Here is a 21,204-nt window from a genome sequence, read left to right as displayed (position 1 = left end):
AGCCTTCGACTACGCTCAGGCTGACAATAACTACTGTTTACGCTAAGCGATATCCCTCTGAGCAATGTCAGTTTTTATCGATTACTTTCACAATGGCAGCTAGTTCTTCATTTGCAAGGCCTTTCCTGTCAGCTTTCTCCAAAATATTCGCGAGGACCGCGGGGAACTCTTGAAGGACATCCAGCTCCTTGAAAGTGTCGGCAATTCGTTGGGTTGCCGCTACACTGATGGTCAACGGACTTTGCGTGATCCGATAGTCCTCGCGATTGATGACATCGATTTCATACTTGAAAAATTCGGTGAATCCAGGTGTGATTTCGCCGATGATGGTGCCATAGTCTTCCAGATTCAATCCGTACCACTGGCTAAGTTTCACGCCGTATATCAAGCCGATGTAAGAGCCGTAGAGCCAGGTCAACGTCGCTAAATCCATCGCTGATGAGGCCGCAGCTTTTTCACTTAGGTGCTTTAAGTTGCCGCCAAGGATATCCAATGCACCCTTATGCTGCTGGTATGCGTTTTTATTTCCGGATAGTAGTATGGTGGTGTTTTCAAGCCCCATCTGGTCTGGAGCAGCCTGGATGGCCCCATTGATGTAGTGGCCGCCATGCGCGGAAATGATTTTTTCGATTTCGCCAGCCTCTTTTGGGCTTCCTGTGGTCAGGTTGACAATGGTTTTGTGAGCAAGAATTTGTTGGTCCGCTAAGCTTTCCAGTATCCCAAACGTGCCTTTGTTGTCATAAACACAGATGATGATGAGTGTGCTGCTTGCAATCGCTTCAGCGGCATGGTCAGCAATTTTGACATTTTCCAGATCCAAAGCCTTACTTTTAGTGCGGTTCCAGACGGTCACCTCATAACCTGCGTCAACATAGAGCTGTACCAGCTTTCTACCCATTTGGCCTAATCCCAGCACGGATACTTTGCCGTTTGCTTTCTTTGTAGTTTTCATCTGTATATAATTTGTTTTTAACGGTGATGAAGCTATCAGATTTATTCATTCCCCTGTGTGGTTGAATAAATCATGATGGTTTCATATTCTTTATTTTTTATCTTGCAGCAAATTTCCTGTAAAGCAGACAAAAGGGCAATAACCGAAAAAAGATTCGGTATCAATGCATTTGAGGTTCCCCTTAATGGCTGATCGTATTGGAATAAAGAAGATAAACATGTACGAGAGAAAAATGGAAGAGGATCTGGATTGTGGGATCCGTGTTGCATTGAAGGTTTTTAGTGGCAAATGGAAGCTTTGTATCATTGACGCTATTAACAGGGGGATAGTTCGACCAGCTGAAATCCACAAAAATATCGCAAGTGCGACGTTGCGCGTAATCGAGATGCAGCTGGCGGAATTGTATTTCTTCGGTGTCGTTGATAAATGTACTGAGGATGTCTACCCAAAAAAGTCGGAATACAAACTTACTGAGCTAGGCAGGAGCCTGCTGCCCATCCTGTCAAAAATTGATAAATGGGGAATGGATCATGCGGATTTTGTAAAGGAAAGGCAAAGTGAGTTGGAAGAAAATGCGATGAAACCTGCATGAGCTGTTCATTGCGATTCCACAACTAGTCTTTTACTTCCACTTCGAAATCAAGCGATAAAAACTGAGGTATGCTTCTATTACCGGATGGGTCCCTTCCTCCATCAATCCCATAAGCTTCTTGACTCGGAACAAAAAACCTGATTTTTCCACCTTTATTGATTAAAGGTATGATCTTAGTCCACGCAGTGATGACACCACCAGCCAAATTAAACGCTACATCGGTGCCAGAATCCTTGACATTACCAGCGGGATCCTTCAGTGTATAATTGGCAGTGACAGTGGAGTCAGCCGTAATTGCGTCACCTTCCCCGGGTGTGATGACCTGATAGTAAATATTATCTTCTTGTTTGGTAAAATCTTCAACATTTAATCCCCTGTCAACAATCATCTTTTGGATAACCACTTCCTCATAATCTTCAAAATTATCATGTACAGTTACCACGTAATCCAAAGACGCATTAGGGGGTACACCTAACGAGCTGTTTCCATTTCGGCCATACATCAATCGGGAGGGTACAATGATTCGGATTTTACCATTAGTCTTTTGCAGCACTTCACGGATCACCTCCTTAAAGTCGCCGGGTTGTTCTACGATGGCCGAGCCGGCATATGATGACCCGAAGGGGAAATAGCCGAAAAACTCGGCATATCGATTGTTGACACTCAATGTATCCCCTGAATTGTATACCCCATCGAGGCTCTTTACCGTATAGACGACGGGGTAGGTTTTTTTATAGTCGATGGGATTTCCTGTTCCTTCTTCCAAGACCTGATAGAAGAGGTTGGTCTCCTTGTATTGCTGTACCGTCAGGTTGTTTTTCTGGATGTATTCAAGGATATTGGCATTGTCCAATTCCTCAAACGTTTGGTATTCCTTTTTCTCACAACCTATCATGGAAATGACAGCCATGATTCCAGTAGCTACAACACAAAAAGTCGATTTGGTCATTGTTTATTGTCTGTATAATAGAGTCTATATTAATTGCCAGAACTAGGTTCTTGGATGTCAACAACATGTATTTCATAATACAATGGGGAATTGGCTGGAATATTGCCGACACTGGCATTTTGATAAGCCCAACGCGAGGGAGTGACAATTTTAATGGCTGCTCCTTTTTTCAAGCCGCTTTGTGTGATGCCGCCAAAGTCAAACGGTTCATCGAGCAACTGCCCGTCTTTATCATATCGAATTTTTGCAGGAAAGAAAGCCGCTTGCCATGCGACAGTGGAATTATTCCATACAATCGTTTTACCCCCCTCGTCGTCATTCGATTCAACCACATCATTAGATTCCACCAATCTTGTGACATGGTTTGCTTTGACCGTTGGAGCTTCAGGCACCAGCTGACTTGGATTGCTGGGATGTGGTATCATTTTATACTGATAGGAATCTTCGTCACCTAAATCAATCACTTCATACCATATCCCAGTATTTTCATGGAATTGTGGACTATTTAGGTGTGCCTTTGCATAAGCCTCAACCAATGGCTTTTCGATTTGATATTGGGCATCGGGATCAAACGGATCGCCATCCTTGATACAAGATGACAACCCCATAGCCACGATTAACCCCAATACAAGTACGTTTACTCTTTTCATAATTCTTTTTACATTCAACTTGCAAGATGCAAAGTTATTTAAATAATCCGATTAATTAATCTATTAACAGTATTTAACAAATCATCTGGGCTAAGGTTTACATTGGAAACCGTCAAGCCGCAGCGATGTTCCGGATAAGACGAGCACAAGACACGAGTTGCTACAACTGGGCAAAAGAAAATTAAAGCGTGCGCTTAGTTATTCTCGCTTGGCCCCAAAAACCTGCACCCAATAATTGCCGCTTTGTGCTATGGCCATTTCACGGTAGGTTTCACGCATGAGGTTAGCGCAATGGCTTTGGCTTGCCAGCCATTTTTGAATGGCAGCCTTCAAATCAAAGTTGCCAAAGGCAATGTTTTCGCCATAAGTGATGACATCAGTATGCGTTGTAATATAGTCTGCCGCGGCAAGCCGTTGGTACAAATTATCTCCGTTTTTACTGGTATGGCTAAAGTAGTTGTTTGCATGCATATCTTTTGCATGGGCCGATGCGGCTTCATATAGCTTGGTATTCCAGCTTAATTTTGATGTGCTTGGCATGGATTGGTCACCACAATTACAACCATTTTCGCGCACAGCATTGACTTCCGCCAATGCCAATATAATGATGGAATCGGTTTCTAATTGCGGGTCGTCATCTTTTTCTGTACCCGGATTTGTGGACGTGATTGGCTTATCTTCGTCGGGATCCAATGATTCATGCGCCTTCGGTTCGCATGCAGACAGCAATGCTAACGAGCAGAAAACCGCTGGAACCAAATAGTTTAACATGGGTAGCTGTTAAATTTTTTGCAATAAAAGCAATTTTTTGGTTTGTTCCAAATGTTCTCATTGCATTTTAGGTTTAATTTGGGAAATTAGTGCTTAAAAGTTGCGTGTTGACGCACGCTATTAAGCAGTTCGGTCAATTCTTTCGGCTTTAATACCCCAGCATATTTGAAGAGGATCTCAAAGTTTTCATTGATTAACACCCAGGTGGGAAATCCGAGCCTGCCATTCAGATTCCCCAATGCATGGGCTAATTCGTGGCTTCCCGTGGAAGCTCCTGTGGGTTTAAATTGATAGGTGGTGTCGTTGAATATGACAGTTTCCTTGGTTTCGGCATCAAATTCCGAAAAATAGAGGTAGGTCGACGCTGATTGAAAATCCTCATTCTTGTTGAGCTGTGCTTTTTGCATCCGGCAATAGGTGCACCAGCTTGTGGAAAGCAGGATGAGGGCAGGTTTAGGGTGGAGGCGCATGCTGTCCGTCAGTTCACCAATCGGCACAGCCTTTGGCTGGGCAGTGGCGTGGAACCCGGTCAACACCGAGACGGCCAATATGAATGCGATGTGATGGAATACGTTAAGCATGCGATCCTCCTAAACTACATAATGATGGTACACTAATAAAAATGGTACACTAATAAAAACTATACCGTACCCCCACAAATCCGCGGGTGCCTTGGTTGGGGCCATACACATAAGTTGGATCGAAGGTCAATGCATATGGGTTCTCGGCGGTTTGCACGGGCTGACCCGCCGCATCCCATTCCACCAGTTTGTCAAACGGGTCGTGGGGTCTGGCAATGAGGAACGGGGTGCCTTTATTTGGGGTCCAATTCAACAGGTTCTTCACCCCTCCATAGATTTCGATGCCATTGCTGAAGGACTTGGTAATCTGTATATTCTGAATGCTCCACCAGGGCGATTTTATAGCGCGCGGATCCCAATCACTGAGCAACGGTAGGCGCATGGGGCCGTAGAGGTTGCCGGTATAATCCAGCGTGAGCCCCAATTTCCTCAGCGTATAGCTGGCGTTCCACACGCCCGTGAACTTCTCCGTAAATAGTTGCTGCACCCGTTGTCCCTGTTCCTCGCTGTATACGTCCATGGCTGTAGCGCCTGCCATCACCTTTAGTCCATTCATCAGCATGAGGTCGACATTTAGCGAGATACCTTTTGACACAGCATGGCCATCCAGGTTGCCGAAGTGGATTTTTGTGGCATCGGTGTCATAATCGGCGATAATCTTATTGTTGAAATACGTATAGAACACCGTGGCATCGAAGCCGATGATACCCCCACTGGAAAGTGGCACCTTTTTAACAAAATTGAGGTTGCCGTTCCATGAGGTTTCCGGTTTGAGGTCACCATCAAAGATTACTTCGCGTGCCCCAGTCAGTGCTGAATGGTCTTCCGTAAACACATTGGCTACGCGGTAACCGTTTCCGAAACTTAGGCGCAATATGTTATTCTTATTCGCAGAGCTCCATTTGTAGTTGGCGCGGGGAGTAAGGATGCTACCGTGTATGGAATTGTAGTCATAACGTACACCCAACAACAGTTTGTTGTTTTCGTTGAGGCTGATTTCATCCTGAAGAAATACCCCCGGAAGCCGTGTATGCGTTGGCTTATTGATGTCTGCATTATTCGCATCTGCCGTAGCCGGTGTATTGTCATCATAGTAGGTGTACCGGTAGGTCAATCCAGCTAGCAGATCATGGTTGGCTAGGGGTTTGTTCCACATCAACTGGCCGAAGCCAATGTATTGGTCGGCCAGAAAGGGCGTATTTCCATATACGCTATTTTGGTCATGCCCATTAGCGCTGAACATGAATAAAATATGTTCCTTGACAGGCAATTGGTAGGTGCCAAATAATTCCCACCGGCTGGTGTATATGCTCTCTCCATAAACTTCATCTCCGCCACGGTATTTCGGGGCCCAGTTCATCTCGCCTCCCCAACGGTCTTCATAGATATACCGGGCTGCAAAAGAAAACACGCGATTTTCCCTGCGTTCGAAATTCCACTTGTTGAATAAAGAAATGCGGTGTTGAAGCGTCACATCCGTGAAATTGTCGTGGTTGTTGTCAATCGGATTTTGATAGTTGAAATAGTTGGCTCCCAACAACGATTGGACCTTGTTGCTCACATTAAATTTAACGGCCACATCTGCGTTGATTTCTCCCCAACTGGTGCCAAACGCATCTACCGCGAGGATTGGGGTGGTCCTTGGATTTTTGGTGATGATATTGATCAGACCACCAACGGCTTCGCTGCCATAGAGTGTTGATGCGGGACCCTTCACGATTTCTACCCGCTCGATCAACGACTGAGGTATGCCGCTTAAGCCATATACGGTAGACAAGCCGCTCACGATGGGCATGCCGTCTATCAGCACCATGGTGTAGGGGCCTTCAAGCCCATTGATGTGAATGTCGCCCGTATTGCAGATGTTGCAATTAAGTTGAGGGCGTACGCCGTTTATATTCTGCAACGCATCGAATACAGATGGAGCGGGGTTGGCCTTGAAAAATTTAGCGGTATATACTTCCACGGGAACAGGGCTATCCAATTTTGATACTTCCTTCATCGTACCTGATACCACTACCTCGTCGAGCGATGCACGTTCATCCATCAGGGTGATGTCCTTTTGCGTTGGCGTGGTGCCGTTAGTCCGGATTTTCAGGGAATATGGCCGATATCCAACGTATTTTACCTCAAGTTCCCAATTCCCGGCGGGGATACCGGTCAGTAGGTAGCTTCCTGTGCTGTCTGCCGTAACGCCGATTTTCAGCGATGGAATGGATATTGTGGCCCAAGGTACGGATTCACCACTTCTATCCTCAATGGTGCCGTTGATGGATGATGTGGTTTGGCCGTAGACGAAGGCCGTAAGGGATATCAAGATAGTAGCAAGCGATAGCGTGTATTTTCTTTGCATTAGATTTGAAAATAGAAGTGAGTAATATATGACTGACAATAAGCTGATGACCACAAATAACGGATGGTTATCATGAACCATTGATTAAGGTCATCGAGCGAAAAATTTGAAATAACCCGAAGGGCGGGGGTAGTAACTAGACCGACGTTTGAAGTCGCGTAAGTTTTAACAGCTATGCGGCGGCCCTCTTAAGTAAATATGGAGGAACGGATTGGTTTGCGGGCTCAATGCCCTGTACGCATGGTAAGCGACACTTATCGGTATAATGACAGGCTGCTCATAGTGGGTGAAGTCCGTACAGATGAAGCTGCCTTGGAAGACCGCATCCAATAAATGTACCTCACTATCAGAATGGTGATGCTTGGATGCGTCAGGGTCTTTTTTTAAATTGTAGGGGTGGGTGTGGATAACAATCCGTCCATCGGCGGTCTTATGCTTATGCATAAAGATCGTTCCACTTACTGTGATTAAGCAGAACAAAATCACCTGAAAAAGGGCGACACTCGAACGTATGTTGCTATTCCATCTCACATTTGACTAACTAACAGTGATACAAAGATAATCACAAAATAAACACGGTTATTGTATCATGTTGAATACAATGCCACAAAGATAAACGAAAAAGTTTGATTAGTCTAACATTTTTAATTAAATATCATAACATACTGTAGGTGAGTATCAAATAAATTAAATCAACCGATTGTTCTCGTCCGGAAACACCAAGGTGGGTTCGTGTTTCCTGGCTTCCTCGATATCCATTTGCGCGTAGGAAATAACGATGATGATATCACCCACTTGCACTAAACGTGCTGCAGCGCCATTGAGGCAGATGATGCCCGATCCGCGTTCACCTTTGATGACGTAGGTTTCGAATCGTGCCCCATTATTGTTGTTCACAATCTGCACTTTTTCGTTGGCAACGATGTTTGCAGCATCCATCAAATCCTCATCAATCGTAATACTGCCCACGTAATTCAATTCAGCTTGCGTGACACGTACCCGATGGATCTTGGATTTCAATACCTCGATAATCATGGTGCAAAGATACGGAAAATATAAATAATGTTTGCCAAGCCCATTCCTTAGTGGCCTTCGCGAGAAAGCGGAGCGCCTTTGTGGTCTCTGCGTGAACCCTTTTAAATAGATTGCTGCATTTATCTTCGATGAGCTCGCTTTGCTCGGTTATCCTTGATGAGCTCGCTCTGCTCGGTTTATGTACACCCGTTCCAACGTTACGTTAACAGCATATTGTCAATAAGCCTTATGCCGTCTACCCAAGCAGCAACTAATGCCACCAATTGCTGATTTTTCACCAGACTATCTGCTTCTGTAAAAGATTCCGTATCATGTATAGCGAAGTATTCCAGTCGGATACCGGGGTTGTTTTCCAACATGTTGATCGCATCATCCCGCAAGGTTCTGATGCTTTTTCTATGCAGGCCGGCCTTGGTTTGCAATAAGGTTTGATAAAGCGCGAGGGCTTGTTTACGTCCGTTTTCCGATAACCGCACATTACGTGAGCTCATGGCCAATCCATCCGGTTCCCTAACGGTAGGGCACATTTCCAATGTTATGGGCAGCTGTAGCTGGATTACCAGCTGCTCCACCACCTTGAACTGTTGGAAATCCTTTTGACCAAAGCATGCTATATCGGGTTGCACGGCATCGAATAGTTTTTTAACAATCTGCGTGACCCCCTGGAAATGCCCAGGGCGGTGCAGACCTTCCAACACGTTGTCCAGGTGTCCGAGATTAATATGCCATTGTTCATCCTGCCCGTACATTTCCTCCACTTCTGGCTTGAAAAGCACATCGCAACCAGCTTGAGCCAACATGTTGGTGTCTTTTTCGATAGGGCGTGGGTATTTTTCCAAGTCTCTTGGGTCATTGAATTGCGTCGGGTTCACGAAAATACTGCATACCACCATATCGGCCAATGTTTTCGCATGGTTGATCAGGGCAATGTGGCCTTGATGCAGGCCCCCCATGGTGGGCACAAAAGCAATGCGCAACCTATCGTTGCGATAAGATTGCAGATGCTGGTGCAATGATTCCTTGGTCTTAACTATTTCCAATGGTTCAAACGAATTTTTGTTCGACAAAAATGGTAATTTTTTGCGTTATCTTATTGGCAGGCTGGGCAACTAATTGTTATTTTGATAAAAAATGATTATCTTTGCAAACCGATTTTACTTTTCTAATTAAAAAAAAACAAATATTTGGAGATGGCAAAAACGAAGATACTGTTTGTTACCCACGAGATGTCGCCTTTCCTCGAACTAAGTAAAATTTCTGAAATCACCCGCCAATTGCCACAAGCTATGCAGGAAAAAGGATACGAAATCCGTATTTTGATGCCTCGTTTTGGCAATATCAATGAGCGGCGTAACCGTTTGCATGAGGTTATCAGACTTTCAGGGATGAACATTGTTGTAGACAACAATGACAACCCATTGATCATCAAAGTTGCTTCCATACCGGCAGCGCGCATGCAGGTGTATTTTTTGGATAACGAGGAATATTTCCAACGTAAGCATGTGTTTTGCGATGACTGCGGCAAGTTCTATGACGACAATAATGAGCGTACTGTATTTTTCTGTAAGGGTGCGTTGGAGACTGTTAAAAAATTAGGATGGTCACCGGATGTGATCCATTGCCATGGATGGATGAGTGCATTGATACCGGCATATGTGAAGACCGCGTATAAAGATGACCCCACTTTCAAGGATGCTAAAGTGATTTATTCCCTTTATAAAGAAGATTTTGACACTTCTTTGGGTGAAAATTTCGCGGAAATAGCATTAACGGGCAATATGACGGCCGATGATGTAGCACCTTATGGTGCCGCCGACTACGCTGGCTTGTATCAAGGTGCGTTGGCTTATTCGGATGCCGTGGTACTTAGCGGCGAGGCCGTGGATGAGCAAGTGTTAAATATTGTTAAAAATGGCGATATTCCAGTATTTGAGCTGGAAAACACCGAAGAATTCGAAAATTATTGTAACCTTTACGAGCAGTTTTCAAGCGTGGAGCTTGAGACGGAAGTGGAAGCATAATTTTTGGTTTAATTTCTTTGCTAATTAAACATGCATGTTTGCCAATAAGACAAGCCAACATGCATGTTCCATTTGGTCATTTAAAGAACAAACAGCATTCGAATGAAGTATCATACCAAAGACTTATTGACCCTGTTGATAAGTCTTTTTGTTTTGGGTAGTTGTAAAAACCCATCTGGAATAGGACTGGATGTAGATCCAGATATGGAGGTTGTGGGTGTATTGACGGATACACTTTCACTGCGTACGGTAACGCTCCGCGACGACAGTGCTCGGTCGGCTTCGTTCAGCCAAACGACTTTCGGGGTGTTTGATGATCCAGTGATCGGAAAGACCGTAGCGGACCTCGCGCTAGCCATTGGCAAGCCTACAACAGTGCCCCGTATCCGCTCCGATGCGGAGATAGATTCTGTTATACTTGTACTTCCTTATGGGTCAGAGTACTTCGGAGATACGGTTAATTCCACATTCCCGCTACAGGTTCGGCAATTGGATGAAGTGTATGTGGTTGGGGAGTATTCCACAAAACAGTGGATGGCTAAAGAAGACGTTATCGGGTCTAGAACAATCAACCGCTTTGCTTATAAAAACACCGACAGTATCAGCGTCATCAGGCATATCGATGGGAAAGATTCCTTAGTAAAAGCCGAACCTCAGTTGCGTATAGCACTCTCACCCAGTTTTTTCAAAGGACTGCTCAGTGAATCGGTTGATTCGGCCCTGCTTTCTACCGAGGTGGGTTTCAATAGCCATGTGAAAGGACTTTATTTGCAGGTGGATGAAAGTGCAATGGAGGGAATTGGCGGATTAGTTACCTTCAGGGGTGTAAACAATGTGACGGGCATCGAGCTTACTTACCGGCAACCCAATGGAGAAGAGGGGGATGATGCAGCTATTGATACTGTCCGCACGTTTTTGCCAACGACCGTGCAAACCTCCACGGGTTCCACGTTCCCAAGGATTTCCTCAGCCGTAAAACATGAATATACAGCGGCTGTGCAGGCTCAATTGGGTAATCCCAATGGCAATTTCGAAACATTGTATTTGCTGGCACCTACTGGTCTCCGGACCCGCCTGCAGATCCCTTACATTGATTCCTTGAAAGGGCGAAGAATCGCCGTAAATAAAGCGGAACTGGTACTTTATGTAGATTCCGAAACGTCAGGAAGTACATTTGATGCACAAGCTCCCCGGCTTACCCTTTACCGGGAGGATATCGCTGGACAGCGGCAGCCCATACCCGATGGGGATTCACGGAACAGTGGCAACAATTTCTTAGGAGACAGACGTAGCCTTTGGTATCGATACGGTCATTGGATGGCTTTCGGGGGAGATTACAAAAATGATCAGAAGCGGTATGTTTTCCATCTTACTTCATATATCCAGGACCTGCTCCTCGGAAAGATCAATAGCAGTGAATTCTTTATCGCACCGGCATCTACATCCGATCCCTTGGTTCCTTTCCAACCGGGATTGAACACCGGTAGCAGGGCTGTCATAGGTGGGGGAAATAGCGCTGAATTCAAGATGAAACTGAATATCTATTACACCCCATCCGATAATTGATATACGGATGGAAATATATTAGGTACATGGAAAAGCATCCGCCGGTAGGTGGATGCTTTTTTTTTGTAAATTGTTGTAGCTTTGGCAAAATAATTGCTGAATTACAAAGAAACTTAACCGGAATCCATCATTGCGGTCTATAAGCATGAGGAAATAAAAAAACAAATTTGAACTATGTGTGGAATAGTAGGATATATTGGCCAAAAAGAAGCATGGCCCATCATTGTAAAAGGATTGAAACGCCTCGAATACCGTGGGTATGATAGCGCCGGCATCGCACTTGTCGCCCAAGGAATTAATAGTTATAAAAAAGCCGGAAAGGTAACCGATTTGGAAGCCTTTGCCGAAGGCAAGGATTTGCGCGGAAGGGTAGGGATCGGCCATACCCGGTGGGCTACACACGGGGAACCATCCGACCGCAATGCGCACCCGCATTTTTCGGAAGACGAACGCTTAGCGATCGTGCATAACGGCATTATAGAAAATTATGCCACCTTGAAGGAAGAATTGGCGAGCAGAGGGCATACGTTTAAGAGCGATACCGATACGGAAGTGCTGATCCATCTGATTGCAGATATCATGGAAGCGGAAAACACGGATTTGCTGGAAGCTGTCCGAATTGCGCTCACCCAAGTGGTCGGTGCATATGCCATCGTGATTGCCGACCGAGAACATCCGAACCAATTGGTTGCAGCACGAAAAGGTAGCCCAATGGTTATAGGGATAGGTGAAAAGGAATATTTTATCGCATCAGACGCTTCCCCGATTATTGAATATACACGTAATGTGGTTTACCTCAAAGATCAGGAAATCGCCTTTATTAGTGATGATGCATTGCTCCTGAAAAACATCGATAACGAAGTGCAGACGCCCTATATCCAAAAATTGGAAATGCATTTAGAGATGCTTGAAAAAGCAGGATATGAGCACTTCATGCTTAAGGAGATCCATGAACAGCCCCGCTCCATCCGTGATTGCATGCGGGGGCGGATTTATCCGCAGGAAGGCAAAGTGCAATTGGGCGGAATTAAAGAATATGCAGAGAAACTTCGCAATGCCGACCGGATTATTATCGTGGCTTGCGGCACCTCATGGCATGCAGGTCTAGTGGGTGAATATCTTATCGAGGAATATGCACGTGTACCCGTAGGGGTAGAATATGCTTCCGAATTCAGGTACCGAAACCCGATTATTACGGAAAAAGATATCGTCATTGCCATTTCACAATCGGGCGAAACGGCCGATACCATGGCCGCCGTGGAGTTGGCGAAGGAACGTGGGGCTACCATATTGGGGATATGTAATGTGGTAGGTTCCTCCATACCGAGGTTGACACACGGTGGGGTTTATACCCATGCGGGGCCAGAAATTGGGGTGGCTTCCACCAAGGCCTTTACTGCCCAAGTGACGGTACTCACCTTAATTGCCTTATATACCGCACAACTGCGAGGCACGTTGCCCCAAAGCAAGCTGGTAGAACTGCTCACCGCCCTTGAAGATGCACCTTTATTAGTCGAAAGGGCTTTGAAATGTGATGAGGCTACCCAATATATTGCCTCCGAAATCAAGGATTCTACAAATGCCATCTTCTTAGGAAGAGGTATCGGTTTCCCTGTGGCATTGGAAGGGGCCTTGAAGCTCAAGGAAATATCCTACATCCATGCTGAGGGGTATCCTGCTGCCGAAATGAAACACGGACCCATCGCCTTGATTGATAAGGAAATGCCCGTAGTAGTGATAGCTACCAAAAACTCTTCATATGAAAAGGTTATCAGCAACATACAGGAAGTGAAAGCCCGAAAGGGACGGGTCATCGCCATCGTAACTGAAGGGGATACTGCCGTGAGAGAATTGGCGGATTATGTCATTGAAATTCCGGATGCCGAAGAGGCGCTCCTTCCGCTGTTAGCCACTGTACCGTTACAATTGTTGTCGTACCATACCGCGCTTCTGCGTGGATGCAATGTAGACCAACCCCGTAACCTCGCCAAGTCTGTGACAGTGGAGTAGTTGGGGGCGCGTTTGTTTCTTTGTTATCGGATGTGTTAGAAGATCCCCAATATTTTTTTGCCTCCTTGTGCTTTGGAGCGATTTGCCGGGAAACTGGGCTTCACGCTCGTATTTACTTCAGGCGAGCCCACCAATGTCATCGCGCATCGAAACCCTATCATGGCATTCGATTCATCTTGTTGCAGATAACGTCGTGTGGCCGGATTGAGCCAGTAAGCACGGTCATTCCATGAACCACCTTTGTATACCCTTGATTTGTTATTGACCAAAGTGGTTACACCATAAAGTTCATCATTCGGTTCATCGGCAAATCCCCGCACATCGTGTTGGAAATCCGTCTGTTCGGAATCATTGGTGGCGGCCTGCAGTTCTTCCCAGGTCTGCTTGCGAGGGGCTGTGGCAGGCACTTTTATGGGACGGCCGTATTTATCTTTAGCAATGATGCCTTTCTCGGCATCTTCATATTGTTTGTCCATATATACGTTGCCTCGGAAAGGATTGAAATCTTCAAAATCCTCATACGATAGTTGACGATAGACGTCACTTACCCACTCATTGACGTTGCCGGCCATGTTGTATAATCCATAATCATTGGGAAGGTAGTTGGTAACGGATACAGTGATATCGCCCCCATCATTGAGATAGCCTGCTACGCCCATGTTGTCGCCTCCCGTAATCTTGAAATTAGCCATCATCAATCCCTGGGTACGCCTTTTCGGCGAGCGAACTCCCAATCCATTCCATGGATAGACCTTGCTGCCTTCGACGTTGCCGTATTCAGTATTTCCCACTAACCCCAAAGCGGCATATTCCCACTCAGCTTCTGTAGGGAGACGATAAGGTTGCTTAAGCACACCATCTTCCATCCTTACTGTCCTACGTGCGCCATCTTCCGCACCCGGTGTATTATCCTTCGGCATCTGTTCGCCGTCAATGCCTTCGCCCTTATACTGCCCGTTGAGGTAAATGTCGGTATTGAATGGCTCACCAGGGCGTGCTTGCGATTCGGCAAGTGTTTTATAATCGACCAATGCTCCCTTTTGACGGAGGATATGTTCATTCACGCGGTCTGTGCGCCATACGCAATAGTCGTTGGCTTGTTCCCATGTGATGCCAACCACAGGGTAATCCTGGTATGCTGGGTGCCGTAGGTAGAGATCTACATAGGGTTCATTGTATGAGAGCGGGTGGCGCCATGCCAAGGTGTCCGGAATGGCATTGTAGTAAAGTTCCTTGTCGTCAGGGAAATTTTGGTTGAGCCAATGGAGGTATTCCAGCCAATCGGCGTTGGACACCTCAGTCTCATCCATATAAAACGATGCCACCGTTACCCGGCGTTTGAGATTGTCATGGGCATAGGTGATATCTTCGTTAAGGCTACCGCCCATCACGAATGTGCCACCCTCAATGACCACCAACCCTGGTCCCGGGCCCTCCTTCACTTTCCTGTTGATTTGGAGCCCCCCATTATAGGGATCGTTATATGCAACGCCTGTCTTCGGCGATACACCGCTCTGGTTTTTGCAGGCGCTCAAAAGCGTTCCGCAAAAAAGTAACAATAGAAAATGAATTAAATAAGTTCTTGTAATGTTCATCTGGTATAGTTAGACAACTTCTAAGTATCAAAATTAATAAAATATTACAGTTAATTGCAACTTAAAATAGCTTTTCAATAAAAATTGAATGATACAGTATGCTCAAATATTATACCATTTGAGATTATGCGGGCATTTGCCTATGTTTGGTTGTTTATTCGCCAGTTCGCTTTTTGCGGATTCGCCGTTCGCTGAGTTGACAATGAGCGAATAAACGAATAGGCAAATAAGCGAATTAGCAAATAAGCGCATAAACGAATAAGCAAATAAACGAATAAACAAAATCACGATGAAGATAAAAGTGGGGTTTGGTTTTGATGTACATCAGCTCAAAGATGGTCACCCTTTTGTATTGGGTGGCGTGCAGCTAGACCACCATTCCGGTGCTTTTGGGCATTCCGATGCGGATGTATTGGTGCATGCCATATGCGATGCCATACTGGGTGCAGCCAATTTAGCGGACATCGGCCACCATTTCCCCAATACGGACGAGCGTTGGAAAGGGGTGAGTAGCCTTATCTTATTGCAAGAATGCATAAAGTTATTGGATGAAGGTGGATGGACGTTGGGCAATATCGATGCGATGCTATGCCTTGAAGCCCCCAAAATAAAACCCTATGTCCCCGAAATGAAAAGACACATCGCAACAGCGGCAGGTATTGATGAAGAAGATGTTTCGATTAAGGCTACCACAAATGAGACCATGGGATTTATTGGCAGACAAGAGGGCGTGGTCGCTTACGCCGTTTGTTTGATTAGTAAATGAATCACCGAACTTTTATCACCTTATCATCCGCGCCTCATGAAGTGCTTGATGGCCAATATGACGCTAACTCCCGTAAGCACTGCTCCCAAAATAAACGGAGCGCCGGGTAAATAGATGACCGTATCTTTTCTAGTGAAATAGGCAAATAACCAAGTCATAAGCGGTGGGCCTATCACGGCCGTAAGGCTGATGACTCCAGTGAGCCCACCCTGTATCTGCCCCTGTTCGGTATGTGGCACACGGTTGGAGATAATGCCCTGTATGGCCGGGCCCGCTATGCCCGCCAACACATAAGGTACGCATGCTGCATACAACACCCATGATTCGGAAGCAAAAGCCATGAGCGGTAGCGACATGGTGTACAGGCTCAGCCCAATGATTACGCTACGTTCGGCCCCGATTTTGGGGATGATGATGCGTAGCAGACCTGCCTGTACCACAGCCAGCAATATGCCTACGAAGCCTAAAGAAATGCCCACCATCCGTTCGTTCCATCCATAGCGTTCCATGGTGTAATAAGCCCAGGTGCTTTGCACAGCGTGTGCAGCGATATTAACCAAGGCAATGCATATGACCAACGTACCGATTTCTGGGAAGCGCCGGATATGTTTGAAGGATCCAACAGGATTAGCCTTACGCCAGCTGAATGCTCTTCGGTTTTCCTTGGTGAGGGATTCGGGCACAATGAAATAGCCGTAAGCAAAATTGATAAAACTGAGTGCGGCAGCTGCGAAAAAGGGGATGCGTGGTCCATAATGCCCCAACAACCCACCCAGTACCGGCCCGATGATAAACCCAATGCCAAAAGCTGCGCCCAATAAACCGAAATTCTGTGCCCTTTTATCAGGTGTGCTCACATCGGCAATATAGGCTGCGGCTACCGTGTGGCTAGCCCCGGTTACACCGGCTACCAATCTCCCTATAAATAACCATAAGATTGATGGAGCCAGCCCCATCAACAAATAGTTGATACAAAAACCCAGCAGGGAAAACAGCAGTACCGGTCTCCGGCCAAAACGGTCACTCAAATTGCCCAATACCGAAGCAAAAAAGAATTGGGTAGACGCGTAAGCAAACATCAACCACCCGCCATATTTAGATGCCTCACTAAGTGTACCTCCTATCAATTGCTGGATCAGTGTTGGCATTACGGGGATAATAATGCCCAATCCGATGACATCGATAATGACCGTGATAAAAATAAACGCCAGGGCAGATTGTCTTGGTTTTCGCATACCTCAAATGGGATCCAGCCGTAAAGGTAGGCATTTGCTGGGGTAAGTTAAGTCGCTTGGATGGCGTAAAGTAACTTGATGGTTACCCGGTTTTATTTTCATGTAAAAAGATGCATATTTGATACATTCATCACCCTTTCCTTCCCAAAGAATTACACGGTTACCGTGCCAAGGAATCCATCTTGCATACCCTATGGGAAATGGACCAATGGCTGGAAAAATATGTAAAGAATAAGAAGTAGCGGTTCAACGATTGGTACGTCGGCGGGTGAGGTCAATATCCGCTGATATGGATACACCGGTAGAGTACAACTTAATGTTGCCTTGGCCGATGTTGTTTAGAGGCACCTTCACAAAAGGCTGGACAGTGATGCCAAGTGCGTTGGTGAATTTATGTTGGTAGCCAACCGCAATGTTGGCTATTCCGAAGATATGCTGATTTTCGTTATTGACTTCATACCGTCGGGAATAAGGATAGCCATTCCCTGAGGATATAAAATCGTATGTTTCATTGAGCATGATGTAACTAGAGACCCCCCCTGATAAAAACCAGGTGGCATTACCATGCCGTTTCAGGGTATAAGTCATGTTTATCGGGATATCCAATACACGGCAATCGGCATCTACTAAATCTGGCCTATACGTATAGGCTGGCCAGCCCCCATCAGGCCTGTAGGAATCGAAATCGGCCTGGTAACGTTTTTTTGCATATAAAATCCCACCGCTAATGCCGATGCGGTTGCTAAGCTGGTATGCTGCTGTGATGCCGATGTTACCACTGAGTTTGCCACTCACTGGGCTCATGCCCGATACGTCAGGTGCAGCCATAATGCTTAAGCTCCAACCCGTATGTTTGGGGCTGGCTGGTACATCGGATACCACGGCCTCAGATCGGAGAACGGTTGCTGGTAAGGCTGCAATGCCTGTATGCTGAACAACTCCCTTACCATCATGGAGTTTACCGGTATATGAACCATTGGGCAAGAATAACCGACCTACAGGCAAAAGCTTGCTCGTCCTTAGATCGCCGAAGCGATTTTCATGTGCAAGATCAAGAATATCATTCGTAGGTACACGTTGTTGGGCTATCGTAGGCGAATCTGGGGTGTCATCTGTTTTATCATCGGATTTTTCATCCGCTTGTTCAGTTTGTTTGGTTATGGGCGATTCGTTACTGACCGTGTTGTTCGTAGTGGTGACAGATTCCCTGCCATCATAGAATAGCCATATCATGCCAATGACCAACGAGGCTGCGACCGCACCGCCAATCCAGAGAAGTTTGGCTATATTGCGGTTCTTCGGTGGCGCCAATTTCTTTTCAAGCGCTTTCCAATCCTTTGCATCGAAAGGAATATTTGGATCGCTGAGCCCCTTTTTGAAAAGGTCATCTATGGGATGCTTATCTCGCATTATCTTCCATTATCTTTTTGAAACATCTTCCTGTCCTTTATTTACTTGAGTTGCCGTTGTCCTAACGTATTCCTGCAACCGCTCCTGTAGTTTTTTCCGTGCCTTATGGAGATTTGCCTTGGACGTGCCGACGGTAATTCCCAATAGATCTGCTATTTCATGATGGTTATAGCCATCTATAGCATACAGGTTAAACACGGTTTGATAGGCTGGACTTAGTTCCCTGACTAAGACCAGCAAATCATCGTAGGCCAATTTACTATATATGTCGGCCTCATTACCCTTGTCTTCATGGTTTTCAACATATTCTTGAGGCGAAAACCTAAGACTTGCCCTATAATAATCGATGGCGGTATTGGTAATGATTTTACTTATCCACGATTTGAAAGGTTTTGTGGTATCGTATTTAGTAATATGGTTGAATACCTTTAAAAAACTCTCGCTCAAAATATCAGACGCTTCATCTGAGTTGCGGGCATAACGCCTACATATCCCCATAGCATAACTATGGAAATGCTTAAACAAAGCATATTGGCTTTCCTTATCGTGACTTAGGCAACCTGCAATATACTTTTGTATTAGTTCTTCATGAGTTGTCGGCAAGCGTTTTTCTTTATTATACCTACACTACGTTTGATGTATGCAAAAGGTTGCTTGAAGACAATAATTTTTTAAAGAATCCATTCGAAAAGTCTTACAGTATCGTAAGCAAGTGTTCCATCCTACCTACAACCTATCGCATGCAAATTGCTTTAATTGCAAAAACATAAATAGCCGGATTTAAGCGAGTTACTAATTTATTTTTTATAGTTGGCAACCTTTTCCAGTTGGTTATCGTACCCCAAATATAATGAATCATTTAATATTAACCACTACAATTGAAAATGACTATGATGACTAATCACGTAAAAAGAAGCAGATTCTTGATGGCTATTGCGGCTATTGTTGCCTTGCACGGCTGTAACGACTCTGATCCAGCTGAACCAGAAATGCCAGAAAAAGGCATCCAAGTGCGAGCTCATGCTACATATGGTCAAGTGCTGACCGATAGCGTTGGCCATGCACTTTATTTTTTTGCACGCGATGCCGATGGGAATTCAGCATGTACGGGGAACTGCGAATCAGCATGGCCTGTCTATTACAGCAGTGACGCTGGGATTAATGCGGAAATCGATGCCTCCGATATTGGAGTCCATATCCGCGCGGATGGCTCCATGCAAACCACGTACAAGGGTTGGCCACTTTATTACTTTGCCAGTGACGAAGCCGCCGGTGAGGTAAATGGAGATGGGGTAGGAGGCAATTGGTTTGTGGCAAAACCTGATTATTCCGTATTGCTGGTGCAGAATCAATTGGTAGGTGCAGATGGGACATCCTATACGGCCGACCTGACTCCCGGAGAGGGACAGACGAAATACCTGGTGGACGCGTATGGCCGGACATTGTATGGTTTTGTCAACGATAGGTATGATACCAACAACTTCACAAACGCAGATTTCAGTAACAATGGCGTATGGCCCATCTATGAATCGGAAATCAAAGCGGTAGCGAGTGTCGCCAATCGCGAAGATTTTGCAGAGATCATGGTGCACGGGCGGATGCAGCTTACCTATAAAGGATGGCCGTTGTATTATTTTGGCCAGGACGCGATGCGAGGCGAGAATAAAGGAGTCAGTTTCCCATCCCCTGGGGTTTGGCCCGTATTGCAGCTGGATTCACCGGAAGCCCCCATGCCATAAACAAACTAAGTAATTAATTAAAAAAACACACAATATGAAGAGCCAAAAAGTAGTATTCCCAGCCTTATTATGCGCTATCCTACTTGTTGTTTCGGGTTGCGGGAAGGACAGTGATAGCCCTACACCCGATCCAGGGAATGACGATGTAACCGTAGATAATGTGACCTATGCCAACTTTGCGGGGGGGTTGTTCCAGTCAAGTTGTAGCGGCTGCCATACAGGCACGGGGCAAGGTACAGGCAAATGGGTTTTTTCAGGATACAGCTCCGTGACAAGCAACCTTGCACTGATTAATGATGCTGTCATTGTAAGGAGGATTATGCCTCAGGGGAGTAGCTTATCTTCCCGGCAATTGGAATTGTTGAAGGCGTGGATTGACAAGGGCGCTCCACAAAATTGATGCAATAATGGAGTTTTTTGTACAAGCGAAACCAATGAGCGCGTTATGGATCTCGTTGCTCCTGATGATGTGGTGTCCCCGTGCGGGGGCACAGGACATCTTGGTAGACAAGCAGAGCCAACTATCTTTCTTTTCCGAGGCGCCACTGGAAGATATCACCGCAAAGACCAGTAACGCATCATCGGCACTTAACATTAAAACCAATGAAATCGCTTTCAAAGTGGCAATCAAATCATTTGAATTCAGAAAGCGATTGATGCAAGAACATTTCAATGAAAATTATATGGAAAGTGACAAATATTCGCATGCCACCTTTGCTGGTAAAATAAACGAAGCGCTGGATTGGAGCCGAGATGGTCAATATCCTGTGACGGTAGCGGGAAATTTGGATATTCATGGTATAAAGAAGTTTTATACCACCAAGGCAACTGTAGAAGTAAAAAACGGCAAAATATCAGCACATGCGAAATTCAATGTGAAGGTGGCCGACCATAACATTAAAATACCACGGGTGGTGGTCAAGAACATCGCCGAAGTGGTAGAAATAGAAGTTTTCTCAACGTATCAATTGCAATAAAA

General features: G+C 45.5%; 21 protein-coding genes. 8 read left to right on the top strand and 13 right to left on the bottom strand.

The window, feature by feature from the left end; translation table 11 throughout:
* Positions 1 to 67 precede the first annotated feature (67 nt).
* Positions 68 to 952 carry an NAD(P)-dependent oxidoreductase gene (locus NF543_RS22325; RefSeq protein ID WP_257670422.1) on the bottom strand — a complete coding sequence of 295 codons (885 nt, stop codon included), beginning with the start codon at positions 950 to 952 and terminating at the stop codon, positions 68 to 70.
* A gap of 217 nt (positions 953 to 1,169) precedes the next feature.
* Here NF543_RS22325 and NF543_RS22320 point away from each other — a divergent pair, with 217 nt between their 5' ends.
* Positions 1,170 to 1,544: a winged helix-turn-helix transcriptional regulator gene (locus tag NF543_RS22320; protein WP_257670421.1), complete on the top strand. Its 375-nt coding sequence runs from the start codon at positions 1,170 to 1,172 to the stop codon at positions 1,542 to 1,544.
* Between the two features lie 22 nt (positions 1,545 to 1,566).
* Here NF543_RS22320 and NF543_RS22315 read toward each other — a convergent pair whose 3' ends face one another.
* The 8 genes from NF543_RS22315 to panC all read right to left on the bottom strand — a co-directional run bounded on the left by NF543_RS22315 (position 1,567) and on the right by panC (position 8,950).
* Positions 1,567 to 2,493, bottom strand: a complete 927-nt coding sequence (locus NF543_RS22315) for an FKBP-type peptidyl-prolyl cis-trans isomerase (protein ID WP_257670420.1) — start codon at positions 2,491 to 2,493, stop codon at positions 1,567 to 1,569.
* A gap of 29 nt (positions 2,494 to 2,522) precedes the next feature.
* Complete coding sequence (locus tag NF543_RS22310; RefSeq protein WP_257670419.1) at positions 2,523 to 3,143, bottom strand: FKBP-type peptidyl-prolyl cis-trans isomerase; 621 nt, start codon at positions 3,141 to 3,143, stop codon at positions 2,523 to 2,525.
* A gap of 198 nt (positions 3,144 to 3,341) precedes the next feature.
* Entirely contained in the window at positions 3,342 to 3,914 is a 573-nt protein-coding gene (locus tag NF543_RS22305) for a CAP domain-containing protein (RefSeq protein WP_257670418.1), read from the bottom strand.
* 86 nt (positions 3,915 to 4,000) lie between these two features.
* Positions 4,001 to 4,495, bottom strand: coding sequence for a thioredoxin family protein (locus NF543_RS22300; protein ID WP_257670417.1), 495 nt, complete (start codon positions 4,493 to 4,495; stop codon positions 4,001 to 4,003).
* A 49-nt stretch (positions 4,496 to 4,544) separates the two neighbouring features.
* A complete protein-coding gene (locus NF543_RS22295) occupies positions 4,545 to 6,848 on the bottom strand; it encodes a TonB-dependent receptor (protein ID WP_257670416.1) in 2,304 nt (767 codons plus the stop codon).
* 165 nt (positions 6,849 to 7,013) lie between these two features.
* Entirely contained in the window at positions 7,014 to 7,379 is a 366-nt protein-coding gene (locus tag NF543_RS22290; RefSeq protein ID WP_505560202.1) for a DUF8478 family putative metalloprotein, read from the bottom strand.
* Between the two features lie 156 nt (positions 7,380 to 7,535).
* On the bottom strand, positions 7,536 to 7,883 hold the full coding sequence (gene panD, locus NF543_RS22285; protein ID WP_257670414.1) for an aspartate 1-decarboxylase: 348 nt from the start codon (positions 7,881 to 7,883) through the stop codon (positions 7,536 to 7,538).
* 197 nt (positions 7,884 to 8,080) lie between these two features.
* Positions 8,081 to 8,950 (bottom strand): pantoate--beta-alanine ligase, encoded by an 870-nt coding sequence (gene panC / locus NF543_RS22280; RefSeq protein ID WP_257670413.1) that lies wholly within the window; start codon positions 8,948 to 8,950, stop codon positions 8,081 to 8,083.
* A 123-nt stretch (positions 8,951 to 9,073) separates the two neighbouring features.
* Here panC and NF543_RS22275 point away from each other — a divergent pair, with 123 nt between their 5' ends.
* The 3 genes from NF543_RS22275 (at position 9,074) to glmS (ending at position 13,480) form a co-directional block, all read left to right on the top strand.
* Entirely contained in the window at positions 9,074 to 9,904 is an 831-nt protein-coding gene (locus NF543_RS22275) for a glycogen/starch synthase (RefSeq protein ID WP_257670412.1), read from the top strand.
* A 102-nt stretch (positions 9,905 to 10,006) separates the two neighbouring features.
* Positions 10,007 to 11,470, top strand: coding sequence for a DUF4270 family protein (locus tag NF543_RS22270; RefSeq protein ID WP_257670411.1), 1,464 nt, complete (start codon positions 10,007 to 10,009; stop codon positions 11,468 to 11,470).
* A gap of 174 nt (positions 11,471 to 11,644) precedes the next feature.
* Positions 11,645 to 13,480 carry a glutamine--fructose-6-phosphate transaminase (isomerizing) gene (glmS, locus tag NF543_RS22265; protein WP_257670410.1) on the top strand — a complete coding sequence of 612 codons (1,836 nt, stop codon included), beginning with the start codon at positions 11,645 to 11,647 and terminating at the stop codon, positions 13,478 to 13,480.
* Between the two features lie 35 nt (positions 13,481 to 13,515).
* On the opposite strand, the gene NF543_RS22260 is transcribed toward glmS, so the two are convergent.
* On the bottom strand, positions 13,516 to 15,075 hold the full coding sequence (locus tag NF543_RS22260) for an SUMF1/EgtB/PvdO family nonheme iron enzyme (protein ID WP_257670409.1): 1,560 nt from the start codon (positions 15,073 to 15,075) through the stop codon (positions 13,516 to 13,518).
* A gap of 289 nt (positions 15,076 to 15,364) precedes the next feature.
* Here NF543_RS22260 and ispF point away from each other — a divergent pair, with 289 nt between their 5' ends.
* A complete protein-coding gene (gene ispF, locus NF543_RS22255) occupies positions 15,365 to 15,841 on the top strand; it encodes a 2-C-methyl-D-erythritol 2,4-cyclodiphosphate synthase (protein ID WP_257670408.1) in 477 nt (158 codons plus the stop codon).
* Positions 15,842 to 15,864: 23 nt separating this feature from the next.
* Here ispF and NF543_RS22250 read toward each other — a convergent pair whose 3' ends face one another.
* The 3 genes from NF543_RS22250 to NF543_RS22240 all read right to left on the bottom strand — a co-directional run bounded on the left by NF543_RS22250 (position 15,865) and on the right by NF543_RS22240 (position 19,089).
* Complete coding sequence (locus tag NF543_RS22250) at positions 15,865 to 17,076, bottom strand: TCR/Tet family MFS transporter (protein ID WP_257670407.1); 1,212 nt, start codon at positions 17,074 to 17,076, stop codon at positions 15,865 to 15,867.
* Positions 17,077 to 17,322: 246 nt separating this feature from the next.
* Positions 17,323 to 18,486: an outer membrane beta-barrel protein gene (locus NF543_RS22245; protein WP_257670406.1), complete on the bottom strand. Its 1,164-nt coding sequence runs from the start codon at positions 18,484 to 18,486 to the stop codon at positions 17,323 to 17,325.
* 9 nt (positions 18,487 to 18,495) lie between these two features.
* On the bottom strand, positions 18,496 to 19,089 hold the full coding sequence (locus NF543_RS22240; RefSeq protein WP_257670405.1) for an RNA polymerase sigma factor: 594 nt from the start codon (positions 19,087 to 19,089) through the stop codon (positions 18,496 to 18,498).
* 287 nt (positions 19,090 to 19,376) lie between these two features.
* Between NF543_RS22240 and NF543_RS22235 the strand changes: the two genes are divergently transcribed.
* From NF543_RS22235 to NF543_RS22225, 3 genes are read left to right on the top strand one after another with little or no spacing between them, the layout of a single operon-like run.
* Positions 19,377 to 20,225: a hypothetical protein gene (locus tag NF543_RS22235; protein WP_257670404.1), complete on the top strand. Its 849-nt coding sequence runs from the start codon at positions 19,377 to 19,379 to the stop codon at positions 20,223 to 20,225.
* Positions 20,226 to 20,259: 34 nt separating this feature from the next.
* A complete protein-coding gene (locus NF543_RS22230; protein ID WP_257670403.1) occupies positions 20,260 to 20,625 on the top strand; it encodes a hypothetical protein in 366 nt (121 codons plus the stop codon).
* Between the two features lie 34 nt (positions 20,626 to 20,659).
* Positions 20,660 to 21,202 (top strand): YceI family protein, encoded by a 543-nt coding sequence (locus NF543_RS22225; RefSeq protein WP_257670402.1) that lies wholly within the window; start codon positions 20,660 to 20,662, stop codon positions 21,200 to 21,202.
* The last annotated feature ends 2 nt before the right edge of the window (positions 21,203 to 21,204 follow it).

The sequence above is a fragment of the Parapedobacter tibetensis genome, from assembly GCF_024704835.1.
Taxonomy (GTDB): Bacteria; Bacteroidota; Bacteroidia; order Sphingobacteriales; family Sphingobacteriaceae; genus Parapedobacter; species Parapedobacter tibetensis.
Note: the sequence above shows the minus strand (reverse complement) of the source record. Positions and strands in the feature narration are given on the sequence as shown.